Raw genomic sequence first — 15,559 nt, 5'->3', positions numbered from 1 at the left:
ACGGAGTTTTTATGGCAGTCAAAGTCCTGGTGGTGGACGATTCGGGGTTTTTTCGCCGCCGCGTTTCGGAGATTCTTTCAGCGGATGCAAACATCCAGATCGTCGGCACCGCCACCAACGGTAAAGAAGCAATCGATCAGGCGCTGGCCCTCAAGCCGGACGTGATCACCATGGACTATGAGATGCCGATGATGGATGGCATTACAGCCGTGCGTCACATCATGCAGCGCTGCCCGACGCCGGTCCTGATGTTTTCCTCGCTGACCCACGAAGGCGCCCGGGTGACGCTTGATGCGCTGGACGCCGGCGCGGTGGATTTCCTGCCGAAAAATTTCGAAGACATTTCGCGTAACCCGGACAAGGTCAAGCAGATGCTGTGCGAGAAGATTCTGAGCATTTCGCGCAGCAATCGTCGTGTCAGCTCTTACAGCGCACCAGCCCCGATGCCTGCGCCAGTTGCGCCGCCGGCTCCTGCAGGTGTCAGCAGCAGTTACACGAGCACGGCACCGGCACGTCCGGCGCCTGCGACTATGCCGACCCGTGCGCCTGCGGCCAGTCCGGCATCACCGGCGCCCAAGCGCAAAGCTTACAAACTGGTCGCCATCGGCACGTCCACCGGTGGCCCGGTGGCACTGCAGCGGGTGTTGACTCAGTTGCCGGCCAACTTCCCGGCACCGATCGTGTTGGTTCAGCACATGCCCGCCGCGTTCACCAAGGCTTTTGCCGAACGCCTGGACAAGCTGTGCCGCATCAGCGTCAAGGAAGCCGAGGACGGTGACATCCTGCGTCCCGGGCTGGCGCTGCTGGCGCCGGGTGGCAAACAAATGATGATTGACGGCCGTGGTGCGGTGAAGATTCTGCCGGGCGACGAGCGCCTCAATTACAAGCCGTGCGTGGACATCACCTTCGGTTCAGCCGCGAAATCCTACGGTGACAAAGTTCTGGCGGTGGTGTTGACCGGCATGGGCGCTGACGGTCGCGAAGGCGCGCGTCTGCTCAAGCAGAGCGGTAGCGCAATCTGGGCTCAGGATGAAGCGAGCTGCGTGATTTACGGCATGCCAATGGCCATCGTCAAAGCCGACCTCGCCGACGCGGTGTATGGTCTTGACGATATCGGCCGGCACCTGGTCGAGGCGTGTATCTGATGGATGTACTCAGCCTGATCGGGATCATCATGGCGTTCGTCGCCATCATCGGCGGCAACTACCTCGAAGGCGGTCACCTCGGCGCATTGGCTAACGGCCCGGCAGCGTTGATCGTGATCGGCGGCACCCTCGGCGCGGCCCTGCTGCAAGCGCCGATGAGCGCCTTCAAGCGGGCGATGCAGATTGTCGGCTGGATTCTGTTTCCGCCTCGCGTCGACCTGGCCGGTGGCGTCGATCGCGTCGTCAACTGGAGCCTCACTGCACGCAAGGAAGGTCTGCTGGGGCTGGAAAGTGTGGCTGACGCCGAGCCCGACAGTTACTCGCGCAAAGGCCTGCAACTGCTGGTTGATGGCGCCGAGCCGGAAGCGATTCGCAGCATTCTGGAAGTGGATTTCTACACCCAGGAAAGCCGCGACATCGAAGCCGCGAAATTTTTCGAAAGCATGGGCGGCTATGCGCCGACCATTGGCATCATCGGTGCGGTGATGGGCCTGATCCACGTCATGGGCAATCTGGCCGATCCATCGCAACTGGGCAGTGGCATTGCCGTAGCCTTCGTCGCCACGATCTATGGCGTGGCCAGCGCCAACCTGGTGTTGCTGCCGATTGCCGCCAAGCTCAAGTCGGTTGCCTTGCGCCAGTCGCGTTACCGCGAAATGTTGCTCGAAGGCATTTTGTCGATCGCCGAAGGTGAAAACCCTCGCTCTATCGAATTGAAGCTTCAGGGCTTCATGGATTGATGGAGGACGTGAATCGTGGCTCGACGCAGGCATCGTGAAGAACATGTAAACCATGAACGCTGGCTCGTTTCCTACGCCGACTTCATCACGTTGCTGTTCGCCTTTTTTGTGGTGATGTACTCGATTTCTTCGATCAACGAAGGCAAGTACAAAGTCATTTCGCAAGCCCTGGTCGGCGTGTTCAACGACGCCGATCGGGCGCTCAAGCCAATTCCGATCGGCGACGAACGTCCGTTGTCCGTAACTCCGGCCAAACCCCTGATCAAGGACAGCGATGAAATTGACGCCGGCATTTCCGGCGCGAGCGACCCGCTGAAAAGCATTGCCGATGACATCAGTGCCGCGTTTGGTGACCTGATCAAGTCCAATCAGATGACTGTTCGCGGCAACGAGCTGTGGGTCGAGATCGAACTCAATTCCAGCCTGTTGTTCGGCAGCGGCGATGCCATGCCCAGCGACATGGCATTCAACATTATCGACAAGGTGGCCGCGATCCTGAAACCGTTCGATAACCCGATCCACGTCGAAGGTTTCACCGACGATCAACCGATCCGCACCGCGCAATACCCGACCAACTGGGAACTGTCCTCGGCCCGTTCCTCGAGCATTGTGCGCATGCTGGCCATGCAAGGGGTTAACCCCGGTCGATTGGCGTCGGTCGGTTACGGTGAGTTTCAACCGGTAGCCAACAATGCCACTGTCGAAGGCCGCGCGCGCAATCGGCGCGTGGTGCTGGTGGTGTCGCGCAATCTGGACGTCCGTCGCAGTCTTACCGGCACCGGTACCGCTCATGCGAAGCCGGACGCCGCATTGAAGCGGGCTGGCACACAAACTGCACCTACCCCGGTCAAGTCGCCGGGACGAGAGAGCGCCGTCAATTCTCCGTCGCCCGCATTAACACGCTGAGCCATTTTCCCGGTCGACCCGACCGGGTGGAACAATCCGAATGAGAGTCTGGGCAGTCGCCAATCAAAAGGGTGGTGTTGGTAAAACCACTTCATCCATCGCTCTGGCCGGTTTACTGGCCGAGGCGGGCAAGCGCGTGGTCGTGGTCGATCTTGACCCGCACGGCTCGATGACCAGTTACTTCGGTTATGACCCCGACACCCTCGAACACAGCAGCTATGACCTGTTCCTGCACAAGGGCAACGTGCCGGCTGGCTTGCCGGGGCAGCTGCTGATGCCGACCAGTCACGCGAGTATTTCCCTATTGCCGTCGAGCACCGCGCTCGCCACCCTGGAACGTCAGTCGCCAGGCCAAAGTGGCCTGGGCCTGGTGATTGCCAAGAGTCTGGCGCAGCTGTGGCAGGACTTCGATTACGCGGTGATCGACAGCCCGCCGTTGCTCGGCCTGCTGATGGTCAATGCCTTGGCGGCCAGCCAGCAATTGGTGATTCCGGTGCAGACCGAACACCTGGCGGTCAAAGGTCTGGAGCGCATGGTCAACACCTTGGCGATGATCAACCGTTCACGCAAAGTCGCGCTGCCGTTCAGCATCGTGCCGACCTTGTTCGACCGCCGCACTCAGGCATCGCTGGGCACCTTGCGGGTGCTTCGCGATAAATACCCCGAAGAAATCTGGCAAGGCTACATTCCCGTGGATACGCGTCTGCGCGATGCCAGCCGTGCCGGCGTGACGCCTTCGCAGTTCGACGGCAAGAGCCGTGGTGTGCTGGCGTATCGTGCGCTGCTCAAGCACATGCTGACGGCACAACTTGTTCCGCAGGTGGCTTGATGAATTCATTATCTGTAGAAGCTGCCGCAGGCTGCGATCTGTTGATCCTGGTTTGCGACGTTTTCGAGATTGCTGAAAGATCGCAGCCTGCGGCAGCTCCTACAGTGGGGGCTTGCGCATGAACAAGCCGGTGAAGATCACTTCGCGTCCGCAATTGGCGCTCCAGTCTTATCTGGACAACTTGTTGATGGACGCCACTGAAGAGTGGGTGGCGCCGCAAATCGAAGCTGCGCCCGGGCCGGTCGAAGTCGAGGTGGTCGAGGAGGAGGGCGCGCTGGATGAATTCCAGGCCGCCGTGCTCGAAGAGCAGGCCCGCGATGCACACCAGTCTGCAGGAGATTCCGCGCCTGTTGTAGCGCCAGTGCTGGTCTGCGTCGCCAAAGCACCGGTCGTCCTCGAGGAGGCGCCGGCACCAGTGCTGGCATCCGTCTCGACCCTCGCGCCGCTGTTGCATGCCTTGGTGCCGCCGGTTGTCGAAGTGCACCTGCCACCGAGCAACACGCCGCCACCGGTCGCGAGCAACGGCCGACCCGCCTGGGCCGCCGAACCTTTCGAATGCCTGTTGTTCGATGTCGCCGGATTGACGCTCGCCGTCCCGCTGGTGTGCCTGGGCTCGATTTATTCCCTGGCCGGCCACGAGCTGACGCCGCTGTTCGGTCAGCCGGACTGGTTCCTGGGGATCCTGCCGAGTCAGGCTGGCAACCTCAAAGTGCTGGACACCGCGCGTTGGGTAATGCCCGACCGCTACCGCGATGATTTCCGCCAGGGTCTGCAATACGTTATTTCGGTTCAGGGCTACGAGTGGGGGTTGGCCGTGCATCAAGTCAGCCGCTCATTGCGCCTGGACCCCAACGAAATCAAATGGCGCAGCCATCGCGGTCAGCGACCGTGGCTGGCTGGCACAGTGATCGAACACATGTGTGCTTTGCTCGACGTCTCAGAACTGGCCGAGCTCATTGCCAGCGGCGGTGCAAAACACATGGGCGGCAGCAAGCCAACGCTCAAATCAACCTGACAAACAGGCGCGGGCAGTTACTGCCTGCGCACGGAACACACACCGCCAGCGCGGTTTTTCGAGGGGCAAGGTATGAATGACAAGGCAACAGCGGCAAAGGGCTCCGAAGATCCGATCCTGCAATGGGTGACCTTCAAGCTCGACAACGAAACCTACGGCATCAACGTGATGCGCGTTCAGGAAGTGTTGCGTTACACCGAAATCGCTCCGGTTCCGGGTGCACCAAGCTACGTGCTGGGCATCATCAACTTGCGCGGTAACGTGGTCACCGTGATCGACACCCGTCAGCGCTTCGGCCTGATGAACGCCGAGATCAGTGACAACACGCGCATCGTCATCATCGAAGCCGACAAGCAAGTAGTCGGGATCATGGTCGACAGCGTCGCCGAAGTGGTTTACCTGCGTCAGTCGGAAATCGAGACGGCGCCGAACGTCGGCAACGAAGAATCCGCCAAGTTCATTCAAGGCGTGTGCAACAAGAACAACGAACTGCTGATCCTCGTCGAGCTGGACAAGATGATGAGCGAAGAAGAATGGTCGGATCTGGAGAACATCTGATTGATTCTTGAGGTAGCGGTAGTTGTCCTGTTCCTGTTTTGGGCGGGCACGCTGGCAATGTTTCTGGCGTACATTCGCGCGCAACGACAGATTGCCGCGCAACAGGCCGAGGGCGATGCGCTGCGTGATCAGCGCATCAAGGACCTGGCCAAGCGCGTCGACGATTATCAGAGCGGCAACGTGCGCATGGGCGAAAGCCTGCACGAGCTGCGCGCAATCGTCGGCCCGTTGCCAGACAAACTGGCGCAGCTCGAACAGCGAGACCCGTCGAGCCTGTCGTTTGCCCAAGCGGCGCGATTGGTGGGCATGGGCGCGAGCGTTGACGAATTGACGGCGTCCTGCGGCCTGACCCAGGCCGAGGCCGAGTTGATGCGCAAGATGCACAAGAACTGATTGCTACGATCGGCCCGCAGCCGCTTTCGCGAGCAGGCCCGCTCCCACATCTGATCTCGGCCGATTACAAAACCCGTGTTCGCTAAAGATCAAATGTAGGAACGGGCTGACTCGCGAAGGCATTTTCAAACCTCAACAATCGTCCCCACGCTCGATCACATCCTTCTCGCCCATTGGCGCATCATTTGGATCGTACCCCTGCGAATCCTTGCCATAAGACGCAGCGTGAACGACCCATTGCGCAATGCTGCGTTACATTAATGCCTGGATCTATTTTTTATAGCTGACATCTAATTGTGCGTAACGTCTTAGCGGGTTAATACCGTCAGATCTGATAGTTGAGCTCAAAAGTGTTAACCCTTATCGTTGTTTTTCTTCGAGGTTCGAAGTTTCTCAAACATTATGTTTGTATGTATTCTTAGGAGGAATTGATATGGATAGCAAGCCGAATCAGTCTACTGGCGTAATTGTGTGGGCAGAGTTGACAGATCCGTGGGGTAGTTGGGACTGGCCTACGAGTTTCATAAAAGGTGAGATTGAGGACGATGACGGGGGGCGTAAATACAAGTTTAATCACAGAAGCTTTGAAGGATGGTTTGAGGCGACGCCACTCGTTGGCAAGCGGGTCCGTTTCCTCAGGTTTCCCGGCTGGAATGGTTTGGTGGCCGAGGAAGTTGAGCTTGAATGATACTAACCATCGATGCGGTTAATGCTGTATTTGTCAAAAAAACCGCTCCCAAGCCTAGCAGTTTTCACTCATTGTATACTGACTGCTAATTGCTTGGGACGGAGCTTTATTAAAGCGCAAAAATTTATGTTTCAATAATCATCCCCACGCTCGGTCATATCCTTCTCGACCATAGGCGCATTCGGATCACTGCCTTCCGGAAACTTGCCCTTCAAATTCCACGCGAAGGCAATGATCTCTGCAATCGTGCGATATAGCTCCTCAGGAATACTATCACCCAGTTCCATTCTCGCTAATAGCTTAACCAGTTCGGCATTTTCATAAATCGGTACTTCACATTCGCGAGCGATCCTGAGGATTTCTTCTGCCAGTGCTTCGTCACCTTTCGCCGTGAGCGTCGGCGCGTGGGTTCCGTCGTATTTGAGGGCGATGGCCTGACGGGGAGTATCGGAGGTATTCATGCGGTTTCGTCGACCCAGCGTTGTTCCAGACGGGTGTGTGCGCCTTGCGGCGGAGTGCCGAGGTGGCAATCGAGATCGCCGACATTGAGGCCCGAGGCGAGCAGCTTTTCGCGTAGTCCGCCAAGGTTGCTTTCGATCAGACTCGCCGTGTACGGCCTTTCGGCCCACAGCTGGCTGGACAGATTGCCACTGATCAACTGCGCTTGAATCTGCATCGGCCCCAGCGGTTCGATGTCGAACGCCAGCTCGACGCGCCACAGTTGCTGTTTGGGCTCGCGTTCGTCACGGCGCTCGTTGGGCTGCTCCTTTTCGGGCGCTTCTTCGCGCTGAAACTTCACCTGAAGCGGCACGATGTCTTGCAGGTTGCGCATCGGGATTTCCAGCTGCCAGGTGCTCATCAGCCGGCCATCATCCGTCACGCCGGTTTGCTCAAGGCTCGACAATTGATGGGTTTGCAAGCGTGAAACCGCCGCCGCAGCCAGACGTAGCAAGTGTTCAAGATCACCTTCGCCTTCCGTACTTTGCAGCATGCGCTCTGGCAACGGAAAGCTGCCCGGCTGCGGCTTGGCGCTGACCTGGCCGAGCATGCCCAATGCGCTGCGGACGAAACTCGGCATGGCTTGCGCCAGCGTATTGGCAGCGATGATCGCGTTCAGATGAGTATTGGCGGGCAAGCCCGGGGTTAGTTGCGCGATGAGCTTCAGCAGATCGCCTTTCATGTCGGGGGCCAGTGACGGGTTCTGTCCGGCCAGCAGCTTGGCTTCCAGAAACTGCCCGCTGTTGGCCAGCGCCTGGGCCAGACCTTTGGGTGTGCTCAGTTGTTGCACATCAGGCAGACCGGCAAGCAGTCTCTCCACCGCTGCACGCAGATCGCGCGGGGTTTGCTCGGATGCCGGCAGGTTTTGCAGGAGTTTGAGCAGTCCGTCCAGCGAGCCCTGGCGGCTTTGCTGGCTGACCAGTTGCTGAGTCACCGCGAGTTGTTCCTGACGGTTGGCCAACGGAACGAATTTCAAGGTGTGCGCATCCTGCACCAGTGCGCTGAGTAAGGTGCCGATGCGCAAGGGCGTCGGGCTGTCGATGTTCATCGTGCTGCCGGCTTGCGCGGTGTTCAAAAGGCTCACCAGCGAGCGAAACACGGTCGGCTGGCCCGGCACCTGCGGCAACACCTGGGAAGTCAGCACTGTGCCTTGCAACAGCGTGCCAACCGGCAACTGTGCGGTGTCGAGGCGGGTGAGGGTGGCCACACCGGAGGCAATCGCCTGTTGCACCGTCACAGCCAGATTCCCTGCCGATGGCTGGGTGATCGCCAGGTTGGTACCCTGAGCCAGCGGCTGGGTGCTCATCGCTTGCACGGTGGTCTGGCGGCCACTGTCCAGCGTGACCTTGAGCAACAATTGGAAGGTCTGGTCCGCCTGCTTCAACGACAGCACTTCCGCCTTGGCGCTCTGGCCGGCAGCGATCAGACCTTCCATCGGCGCCAGCAACTTCAGTAACTCGCCACTGACGACCTGCGGCCGCGCGTTCGCGGGCGAGGTCGGCGGCAGCGGGAGGATGTTCATTTCGCCTGTCATACGCGGTCACAACCTGAAGAAATTGCCCTCTTTAGAGTAGGGCATGGCATGTATAATGCCGCCCCGTTGTTATCGGGGCGCTAAAAACATTGCATTTGTTTGACGCAGCTCTCTGGAACGGGTCGCCAATGCATTTATCCTGCATCTCTTTAGCGGCCGCACCCTTGCCGACTTGAACCGTAAAGGCCCGTGATCTCTTGACCAGCCCAGTCCTGCAAACCGTTGCACTCGCTTGTGAGCGAGACCTTCGGCTGCTCTTCGAAAATCTCGAACTGCGACTGGCCTGCGGTGAAATGCTGCAGATCAGCGGTCCCAACGGCAGTGGCAAAACCAGCCTGTTGCGCTTGTTGTCGGGCCTGATGCAACCGACCGCCGGCCAGGTGCTGCTCAACGGCCAGCCGCTGCACGAACAGCGCAGTGAACTGGCGCGCGATCTGTTGTGGATCGGCCATGCCGCCGGCATCAAGGACTTGCTGACACCAGAAGAAAACCTCAGCTGGCTTTGCGCGCTGCATCAACCGGCGTCCCACGAGGCGATCTGGCAGGCGCTTGCTGCGGTGGGCCTGCGCGGTTTCGAGGATGTGCCCTGTCACACGCTGTCCGCCGGGCAGCAACGTCGCGTGGCGCTGGCCCGCTTGTATCTGGACAGCCCGCCGCTGTGGATTCTCGACGAGCCATTCACCGCGCTCGACAAGCAGGGCGTGGCGCAACTCGAGGAACATCTGGCGGCGCACTGCGAGCGCGGTGGCATGGTCGTGTTGACCACCCATCACACGCTGACCCGGATGCCGACCGGCTATCGCGATATCGATTTGGGGAACTGGGCCGTATGAGTGTTTTCGGCCTGTTGGTCGCCCGCGAGGCGCGTCTGCTGTTCCGCCGTCCTGCCGAACTGGCCAATCCGCTGGTTTTCTTTGCCATCGTGGTTGCGCTGTTCCCGTTGGCGGTCGGTCCCGAGTCTCAATTGTTGCAAACCTTGTCTCCGGGACTGGTCTGGGTGGCGGCCCTTTTATCGGTTCTGCTCTCACTGGACGGGCTTTTCCGCAGTGATTTCGAGGACGGTTCCCTCGAACAGTGGGTCCTTTCGTCGCACCCCCTGCCTCTTCTGGTTTTGGCCAAGGTACTGGCACACTGGGCTTTCTCCGGTCTGGCCCTGGTGCTGCTGGCACCGTTGCTGGCGTTGATGCTCGGGTTGCCTGCCGCCTGTCTGCCAGTGTTGCTGCTTTCGTTATTGCTGGGTACACCGGTGCTGAGCCTGCTCGGTGCGGTGGGCGCGGCCCTGACCGTCGGTTTGAAGCGCGGTGGCCTGTTGCTGGCGCTGCTGATTCTGCCTTTGTACATCCCGGTGTTGATTCTTGGCAGTGGTGCCTTGCAGGCGGCTCTGCAGGGAATGCCGGCGACCGGTTATCTCCTGTGGCTTGGCAGCCTGACCGCCCTGGCGATAACCCTGACACCCTTTGCCATAGCGGCTGGCCTGAAGATCAGCGTCGGCGAATAATAATAAGGTCTGGGCAATTCTTGACCAGTTCGTCAAGAAAGCAGACCCTCGACTGCTCGTGACAACGAGCGGCAACCGTGATGGAAACAGCAATGAACTGGACCTGGTTTCACAAGCTCGGCTCACCCAAATGGTTTTATGGCATCAGCGGCAAAATGCTGCCATGGCTGAGCGTCGCGGCGTTGCTGCTGATCGGCATTGGCATGGTCTGGGGCCTGGCGTTCGCGCCGCCGGATTACCAGCAGGGCAACAGCTTTCGGATCATCTACATTCACGTCCCCGCCGCAATGCTCGCGCAATCCATCTATGTGATGCTGGCAGTGTGCGGCGTGGTCGGGCTGGTGTGGAAGATGAAACTGGCCGACGTCGCCCTGCAATGCGCGGCGCCCGTCGGTGCCTGGATGACCGCCGTGGCGCTGGTCACCGGCGCCATCTGGGGCAAGCCGACCTGGGGCTCGTGGTGGGTCTGGGATGCGCGGCTCACGTCGATGCTGATTCTGCTGTTTCTGTACTTCGGCCTGATTGCGCTGGGTAACGCCATCAGCAATCGGGACAGCGCCGCCAAGGCCTGCGCAGTGCTGGCGATTGTCGGCGTGATCAACATTCCGATCATCAAATACTCGGTGGAGTGGTGGAACACCCTGCACCAGGGCGCGACCTTCACTCTCACCGAAAAACCGGCCATGCCCGCCGAGATGTGGCTGCCGCTGCTGCTGACAGTTCTGGGTTTTTACTGTTTCTTCGGCACCGTGCTGTTGCTGCGCATGCGTCTTGAGGTACTCAAGCGCGAAGCCCGCGCCAGTTGGGTGAAAGCGCAAGTGCAGAGCAGCCTGGAGGCCTCGCGATGAGTTTTGCTTCATTCGGCGAGTTTCTCGCCATGGGCCATCACGGCCTGTATGTCTGGTCCGCCTATGGCATTTGCCTGGCGGTGCTGGCTATCAACGTCGCGGCGCCAATCCTGGCCCGCAAGCGGTATCTGCAACAAGAGGCGCGTCGTCTGCGCCGGGAGAACGGCAAGTGAATCCGCTGCGCAAAAAGCGTCTGATCATCATTCTGGCAATCCTCGTCGGCGTCGGCGCGGCTGTCGGCCTGGCCCTGAGTGCCCTGCAGCAGAACATCAATCTGTTTTACACACCGACCCAGATCGCCAATGGCGAAGCGCCGCAAGACACCCGGATTCGCGCCGGTGGCATGGTCGAGGCGGGTTCGCTGCAACGGTCCGGTGATTCGCTGGACGTGAAATTCATCGTTACCGACTTCAATAAATCCGTGACCATCAGCTATCGCGGCATCCTTCCCGATCTGTTCCGCGAAGGGCAGGGCATCGTCGCCCTCGGCAAACTCAACGCGGACGGCGTGGTTGTGGCTGACGAAGTGCTGGCCAAGCATGATGAGAAATACATGCCGCCGGAAGTCACCAAAGCCCTGAAGGACAGCGGCATGTCAGCACCTACTCCAGTGAAAGAGGGCTAACCGATGAGTTCTGCACTGTTCATTCCCGAACTGGGCCATCTGGCGATGATTCTGGCGCTGTGTTTCGCGCTGGTTCAGGCCGTGGTGCCGTTGCTTGGGGCCTGGCGTGGCGATCGTTTGTGGATGAGCCTCGCGCAGCCTGCCGCCTGGGGGCAGTTTGCGTTCCTGCTGTTCGCCTTTGGATGCCTGACTTACGCCTTCATGGTCGACGATTTCTCGGTGGACTACGTGGCGAGCAACTCCAACAGCGCGTTGCCGTGGTATTACAAATTCAGCGCGGTGTGGGGCGCTCACGAGGGCTCGTTACTGCTGTGGGCGTTGATTCTCGGCGGTTGGACTTTTGCAGTTTCGGTATTCTCCCGCCAGTTGCCGCAAGTCATGCTGGCCCGGGTGCTCGCGGTGATGGGCATGATCAGCACTGGTTTCCTGCTGTTCCTGATCCTCACCTCCAACCCGTTTGCGCGGATCCTGCCGCAAATTCCCGCTGACGGGCGCGACCTCAACCCGTTGCTGCAGGACATTGGCCTGATCGTGCACCCGCCGATGCTCTACATGGGTTATGTCGGCTTCTCGGTAGCCTTCGCATTCGCCATCGCCGCGTTGTTGGGCGGCCGTCTCGATGCAGCGTGGGCCCGCTGGTCGCGTCCATGGACCATCGTCGCCTGGGCCTTTCTCGGCATAGGCATCACCCTCGGTTCGTGGTGGGCCTATTACGAACTCGGCTGGGGCGGCTGGTGGTTCTGGGACCCGGTGGAAAATGCCTCGTTCATGCCTTGGCTGGTCGGCACGGCGCTGATTCACTCGCTGGCGGTGACTGAAAAACGCGGTGTGTTCAAAAGCTGGACCGTGTTGCTGGCTATCGCTGCGTTCTCGTTGAGTTTGCTCGGGACGTTCCTCGTGCGTTCCGGCGTGCTGACCTCGGTGCACGCCTTTGCCTCCGACCCTGAGCGCGGCGTGTTCATCCTGATCTTCCTGATGTTTGTGGTGGGTGGTTCGCTCACCTTGTTCGCCCTGCGCGCGCCGGTGGTGAAAAGCCATGTCGGTTTTAATCTCTGGTCACGGGAAACCCTGTTGTTGGGTAACAACCTGGTGCTGGTCGTGGCGGCGTCGATGATCCTGCTCGGCACGCTGTATCCGCTGATTCTGGATGCGATGACCGGCGCCAAGCTTTCGGTTGGCCCGCCATATTTCAATGCGCTGTTCATTCCATTAATGGCGTTGCTGATGATGGTAATGGCGGTCGGCATGCTGGTGCGCTGGAAAGACACGCCGGTCAAATGGCTGGTCGACATGCTGACGCCGGTGCTACTCGGCAGCGCCGCATTGGCGGTAGTCGCAGGTATCGCTTACGGCGATTTCAACTGGGCGGTGATTGCAACCTTCATGCTCGCTGCCTGGGTGTTGATGGCCGGCGTGCGCGATATCTTCGACAAGACTCGTCATAAAGGTCTGATCAAAGGCCTCCCGACCCTGACCCGCAGTTATTGGGGCATGCAGATCGCTCACCTCGGCATCGCCGTGTGCGCGCTCGGCGTGGTGTTATCGAGTCAGAACAGTGCCGAGCGCGATCTGCGCCTGGCGCCGGGCGAGTCGATGGACCTGGGCGGTTATCAGTTTGTGTTCGAAGGCGCCAAGCATTTCGAAGGCCCGAACTTCACGTCCGACAAAGGCACGGTTCGGGTGATCCGCGACGGCAAGGAAATCAGCGTGCTGCACCCGGAAAAGCGTCTATACACCGTGCAGAATTCGGTGATGACCGAAGCCGGGATCGACGCCGGTTTCACCCGTGACCTCTATGTAGCGCTGGGTGAGCCTCTGGGCGACGGCGCCTGGGCCGTCCGCGTTCATGTCAAACCGTTCGTGCGCTGGATCTGGTTCGGCGGCTTGCTCACCGGCCTCGGCGGGTTGATCGCGGCAATGGATCGGCGTTATCGGGTCAAAGTGAAAACCCGCGTGCGTGAAGCACTGGGCATGACGGGAGCCACGGCATGAAGCGCTGGTTGATGTTGTTGCCGCTGGCCATTTTTCTGTTGGTCGCGGTGTTCCTGTATCGCGGTTTGTATCTGAATCCAGCCGAGTTGCCTTCGGCAATGATCAACAAGCCGTTCCCGGAGTTTTCCCTGCCAGCGGTGCAAGGTGACAAGATCCTGACCCGCGCTGATATTCTCGGCAAACCGGCGCTGGTCAATGTGTGGGGCACCTGGTGCATTTCCTGCCGGGTCGAGCATCCGGTATTGAACAAACTGGCCGAGCAGGGCGTAGTGATTTATGGCATCAACTACAAGGACGTCAACGCCGATGCGCTGAAGTGGCTGGCTGAATTTCATAACCCTTATCAGCTGGATATTCGCGATGCGGAAGGCACGCTGGGCTTGAACCTCGGTGTCTATGGCGCTCCGGAAACCTTCTTCATCGATGCCAAGGGCATTATCCGCGACAAGTTTGTCGGCGTGATCGACGAGCAGGTATGGCGTGAGAAACTCGCCGGCAAATATCAGGCGCTGGTCGATGAGGCCAAGCCATGAAGCGCTGGATGGCCGCTTTTGTTTTGGGCTTGAGCATGGCCAGCATGGCCCACGCGGCGATCGATACGTACGAGTTCGCCCAAGAGAGTGATCGCGAGCGATTCCGCGAGCTGACCAAAGAACTGCGCTGCCCGAAATGCCAGAACCAGGACATCGCCGATTCCAATGCGCCTATCGCAACCGATCTGCGCAGAGAGATTTTTCGCATGCTCGGCGAGGGCAAGGATAATCAGCAGATCATCGACTTCATGGTCGACCGCTACGGTGATTTCGTTCGCTACAAGCCCGCGCTGAACGCCAAGACCGCGTTCCTCTGGTTCGGCCCCGCCGCGTTGTTGCTGGGTGGGTTCGTCCTCATTGCCGTGATTGTCCGTCGTCGCCGCGTGCAACGCTCCGACACCCCGGATTCGCTTTCTGCCGAGGAGCGCGAGCGCCTCGACCACCTGTTGGATAAAACCAAGAATGATTGATTTCTGGCTCGCTGCAGGTCTGCTGCTTTTGGTTGCCCTGAGTTTTCTGCTGATTCCGGTTCTGCGCGGCCGTCGCGCACAACTTGAAGAGGATCGCACTGCCCTCAACGTCGCGCTGTATCAGGAGCGCGTTGCCGAACTGCAGACTCAGCAGGAAGAGGGCGTGCTCAATACCGCGCAAGTGGACACCGGTCGCGCCGAAGCGGCGCGCGAGCTGCTCGCTGATACCGAGGGCGTTGAAGCACCGCGGGTGTCGCGTCTGGGCAAACCGTGGCCGTTGCTGGCGGCGATTCTGGTGCCGGTAGTCGGGCTTGGGCTTTACCTGCATTTCGGTGCCAGCGACAAGGTCGAGCTGACCCGCGAATTTGCCCAGGCGCCGCAATCGATGGAAGAGATGACCCGTCGCCTGGAGCGCGCGGTCGAGGCTCAGCCAGACTCGGCGGAAGGCCTGTACTTCCTCGGTCGGACCTATATGGCACAGGAACGGCCGGCTGATGCGGCGAAGATTTTCGAACGTACGGTGAAACTTGCAGGGCGTCAGCCTGAGTTGCTCGGGCAGTGGGCGCAGGCGCAGTACTTTGCCGATGGCAAAAAATGGTCGGACAAGGTTCAGGCGCTGACCGACGAAGCGTTGAAAGCCGATCCGAAGGAAGTCACCAGCCTCGGTCTGCTGGGCATTGCCGCGTTTGAAAGCGAGCGTTATCAGGACGCTATCGATTACTGGAACCGTCTGCTGGCGCAATTGCCGCCGGAAGATAGTTCACGCGCTGCGCTGCAGGGCGGAATCACCCGCGCCAGCGAGAAGCTGGTCGCCAGTGGCAGCAAGGTGGCCGAAGTGCCGGCGGCCAAGGCTGCGGCGCTGCTCAAAGTCAGTGTCGACCTCGCTCCCGAGCTCAAGGCCAAGGTCCAGCCCGGCGACAGCGTGTTCATATTCGCCCGCGCTACCTCCGGCCCACCGGCGCCGCTCGCTGCCAAACGGCTGACCGTGGCCGATCTGCCGGCGACCGTCGAGCTGGGTGATGCCGATGCAATGATGCCGCAATTGAAACTGTCCAACTTCCCTGAAGTCCAACTCGTTGCGCGCATCTCCCGCGCCGGTCAACCGACTGCCGGCGAGTGGATCGGTCGCAGCCAGCCGTTGGCCAGCAGCACCACCGCGCCGCAAAAACTGACAATCGACAGCCCGGACAAATAACAGGAAGCCTTCATGACGGCCATCGCTCGTATCACCCTGCTCAGTATCATGGTCCTGGGGTTAAGCGCGTGTGCGGTCCAGCGGCCAGAGCC

General features: G+C 59.8%; 19 protein-coding genes. 17 read left to right on the top strand and 2 right to left on the bottom strand.

The annotated features are described in order from the left end of the window. Positions 1–11 precede the first annotated feature (11 nt). From F8N12_RS24045 to F8N12_RS24010, 8 genes are all read left to right on the top strand, one after another. Positions 12–1,145 (top strand): protein-glutamate methylesterase/protein-glutamine glutaminase, encoded by a 1,134-nt coding sequence (locus tag F8N12_RS24045; protein ID WP_150582600.1) that lies wholly within the window; start codon positions 12–14, stop codon positions 1,143–1,145. Next, a complete protein-coding gene (locus F8N12_RS24040) occupies positions 1,145–1,885 on the top strand; it encodes a flagellar motor protein (protein ID WP_150582599.1) in 741 nt (246 codons plus the stop codon). Before F8N12_RS24045 ends, F8N12_RS24040 begins: the two co-directional genes overlap by 1 nt. Before the next feature lie 12 nt (positions 1,886–1,897). After that, positions 1,898–2,791, top strand: a complete 894-nt coding sequence (gene motD / locus F8N12_RS24035) for a flagellar motor protein MotD (RefSeq protein WP_412072161.1) — start codon at positions 1,898–1,900, stop codon at positions 2,789–2,791. Positions 2,792–2,831: 40 nt separating this feature from the next. Then, positions 2,832–3,620 (top strand): ParA family protein, encoded by a 789-nt coding sequence (locus F8N12_RS24030; protein ID WP_150582597.1) that lies wholly within the window; start codon positions 2,832–2,834, stop codon positions 3,618–3,620. 118 nt (positions 3,621–3,738) lie between these two features. Continuing rightward, on the top strand, positions 3,739–4,635 hold the full coding sequence (locus F8N12_RS24025) for a CheW domain-containing protein (RefSeq protein WP_150582596.1): 897 nt from the start codon (positions 3,739–3,741) through the stop codon (positions 4,633–4,635). Between the two features lie 72 nt (positions 4,636–4,707). Next, on the top strand, positions 4,708–5,193 hold the full coding sequence (locus F8N12_RS24020) for a chemotaxis protein CheW (protein ID WP_007946765.1): 486 nt from the start codon (positions 4,708–4,710) through the stop codon (positions 5,191–5,193). After that, the gene (locus F8N12_RS24015; protein ID WP_150582595.1) at positions 5,194–5,586 is read left to right on the top strand and encodes a DUF2802 domain-containing protein; all 393 of its coding nucleotides are present in this window, start codon (positions 5,194–5,196) and stop codon (positions 5,584–5,586) included. A 433-nt stretch (positions 5,587–6,019) separates the two neighbouring features. Further along, entirely contained in the window at positions 6,020–6,274 is a 255-nt protein-coding gene (locus F8N12_RS24010; protein WP_150582594.1) for a hypothetical protein, read from the top strand. A 131-nt stretch (positions 6,275–6,405) separates the two neighbouring features. On the opposite strand, the gene F8N12_RS24005 is transcribed toward F8N12_RS24010, so the two are convergent. Next, positions 6,406–6,735 (bottom strand): EscU/YscU/HrcU family type III secretion system export apparatus switch protein, encoded by a 330-nt coding sequence (locus F8N12_RS24005; protein WP_150582593.1) that lies wholly within the window; start codon positions 6,733–6,735, stop codon positions 6,406–6,408. Next, complete coding sequence (locus tag F8N12_RS24000; RefSeq protein ID WP_150582592.1) at positions 6,732–8,306, bottom strand: flagellar hook-length control protein FliK; 1,575 nt, start codon at positions 8,304–8,306, stop codon at positions 6,732–6,734. Before F8N12_RS24000 ends, F8N12_RS24005 begins: the two co-directional genes overlap by 4 nt. A gap of 197 nt (positions 8,307–8,503) precedes the next feature. Between F8N12_RS24000 and ccmA the strand changes: the two genes are divergently transcribed. From ccmA to ccmI, 9 genes are all read left to right on the top strand, one after another. Further along, complete coding sequence (ccmA, locus tag F8N12_RS23995; RefSeq protein ID WP_150582591.1) at positions 8,504–9,139, top strand: cytochrome c biogenesis heme-transporting ATPase CcmA; 636 nt, start codon at positions 8,504–8,506, stop codon at positions 9,137–9,139. Then, complete coding sequence (ccmB, locus tag F8N12_RS23990; protein ID WP_150582590.1) at positions 9,136–9,804, top strand: heme exporter protein CcmB; 669 nt, start codon at positions 9,136–9,138, stop codon at positions 9,802–9,804. The genes ccmA and ccmB overlap by 4 nt, the downstream gene beginning before the upstream one ends. A gap of 92 nt (positions 9,805–9,896) precedes the next feature. After that, the gene (locus F8N12_RS23985) at positions 9,897–10,652 is read left to right on the top strand and encodes a heme ABC transporter permease (protein WP_150582589.1); all 756 of its coding nucleotides are present in this window, start codon (positions 9,897–9,899) and stop codon (positions 10,650–10,652) included. Beyond that, positions 10,649–10,825 (top strand): heme exporter protein CcmD, encoded by a 177-nt coding sequence (gene ccmD / locus F8N12_RS23980; RefSeq protein WP_150582588.1) that lies wholly within the window; start codon positions 10,649–10,651, stop codon positions 10,823–10,825. Before F8N12_RS23985 ends, ccmD begins: the two co-directional genes overlap by 4 nt. After that, positions 10,822–11,277 (top strand): cytochrome c maturation protein CcmE, encoded by a 456-nt coding sequence (gene ccmE, locus F8N12_RS23975; protein WP_150582587.1) that lies wholly within the window; start codon positions 10,822–10,824, stop codon positions 11,275–11,277. Before ccmD ends, ccmE begins: the two co-directional genes overlap by 4 nt. Positions 11,278–11,280: 3 nt before the next feature. Next, positions 11,281–13,269, top strand: coding sequence for a heme lyase CcmF/NrfE family subunit (locus F8N12_RS23970; protein WP_150582586.1), 1,989 nt, complete (start codon positions 11,281–11,283; stop codon positions 13,267–13,269). Continuing rightward, positions 13,266–13,802 (top strand): DsbE family thiol:disulfide interchange protein, encoded by a 537-nt coding sequence (locus F8N12_RS23965; protein WP_150582585.1) that lies wholly within the window; start codon positions 13,266–13,268, stop codon positions 13,800–13,802. The genes F8N12_RS23970 and F8N12_RS23965 overlap by 4 nt, the downstream gene beginning before the upstream one ends. Beyond that, on the top strand, positions 13,799–14,272 hold the full coding sequence (locus F8N12_RS23960; RefSeq protein WP_150582584.1) for a cytochrome c-type biogenesis protein: 474 nt from the start codon (positions 13,799–13,801) through the stop codon (positions 14,270–14,272). Before F8N12_RS23965 ends, F8N12_RS23960 begins: the two co-directional genes overlap by 4 nt. Continuing rightward, positions 14,265–15,467, top strand: a complete 1,203-nt coding sequence (gene ccmI / locus F8N12_RS23955) for a c-type cytochrome biogenesis protein CcmI (protein ID WP_150582583.1) — start codon at positions 14,265–14,267, stop codon at positions 15,465–15,467. Before F8N12_RS23960 ends, ccmI begins: the two co-directional genes overlap by 8 nt. Positions 15,468–15,559: the final 92 nt, after the last annotated feature.

It is taken from the genome of Pseudomonas fluorescens (assembly GCF_902497625.1).
Classification (GTDB): Bacteria; Pseudomonadota; Gammaproteobacteria; order Pseudomonadales; family Pseudomonadaceae; genus Aquipseudomonas; species Aquipseudomonas fluorescens_BQ.
The sequence above is the reverse complement of the archived record's forward strand: the minus strand, read 5'-3'. Positions and strand labels throughout refer to the sequence as shown.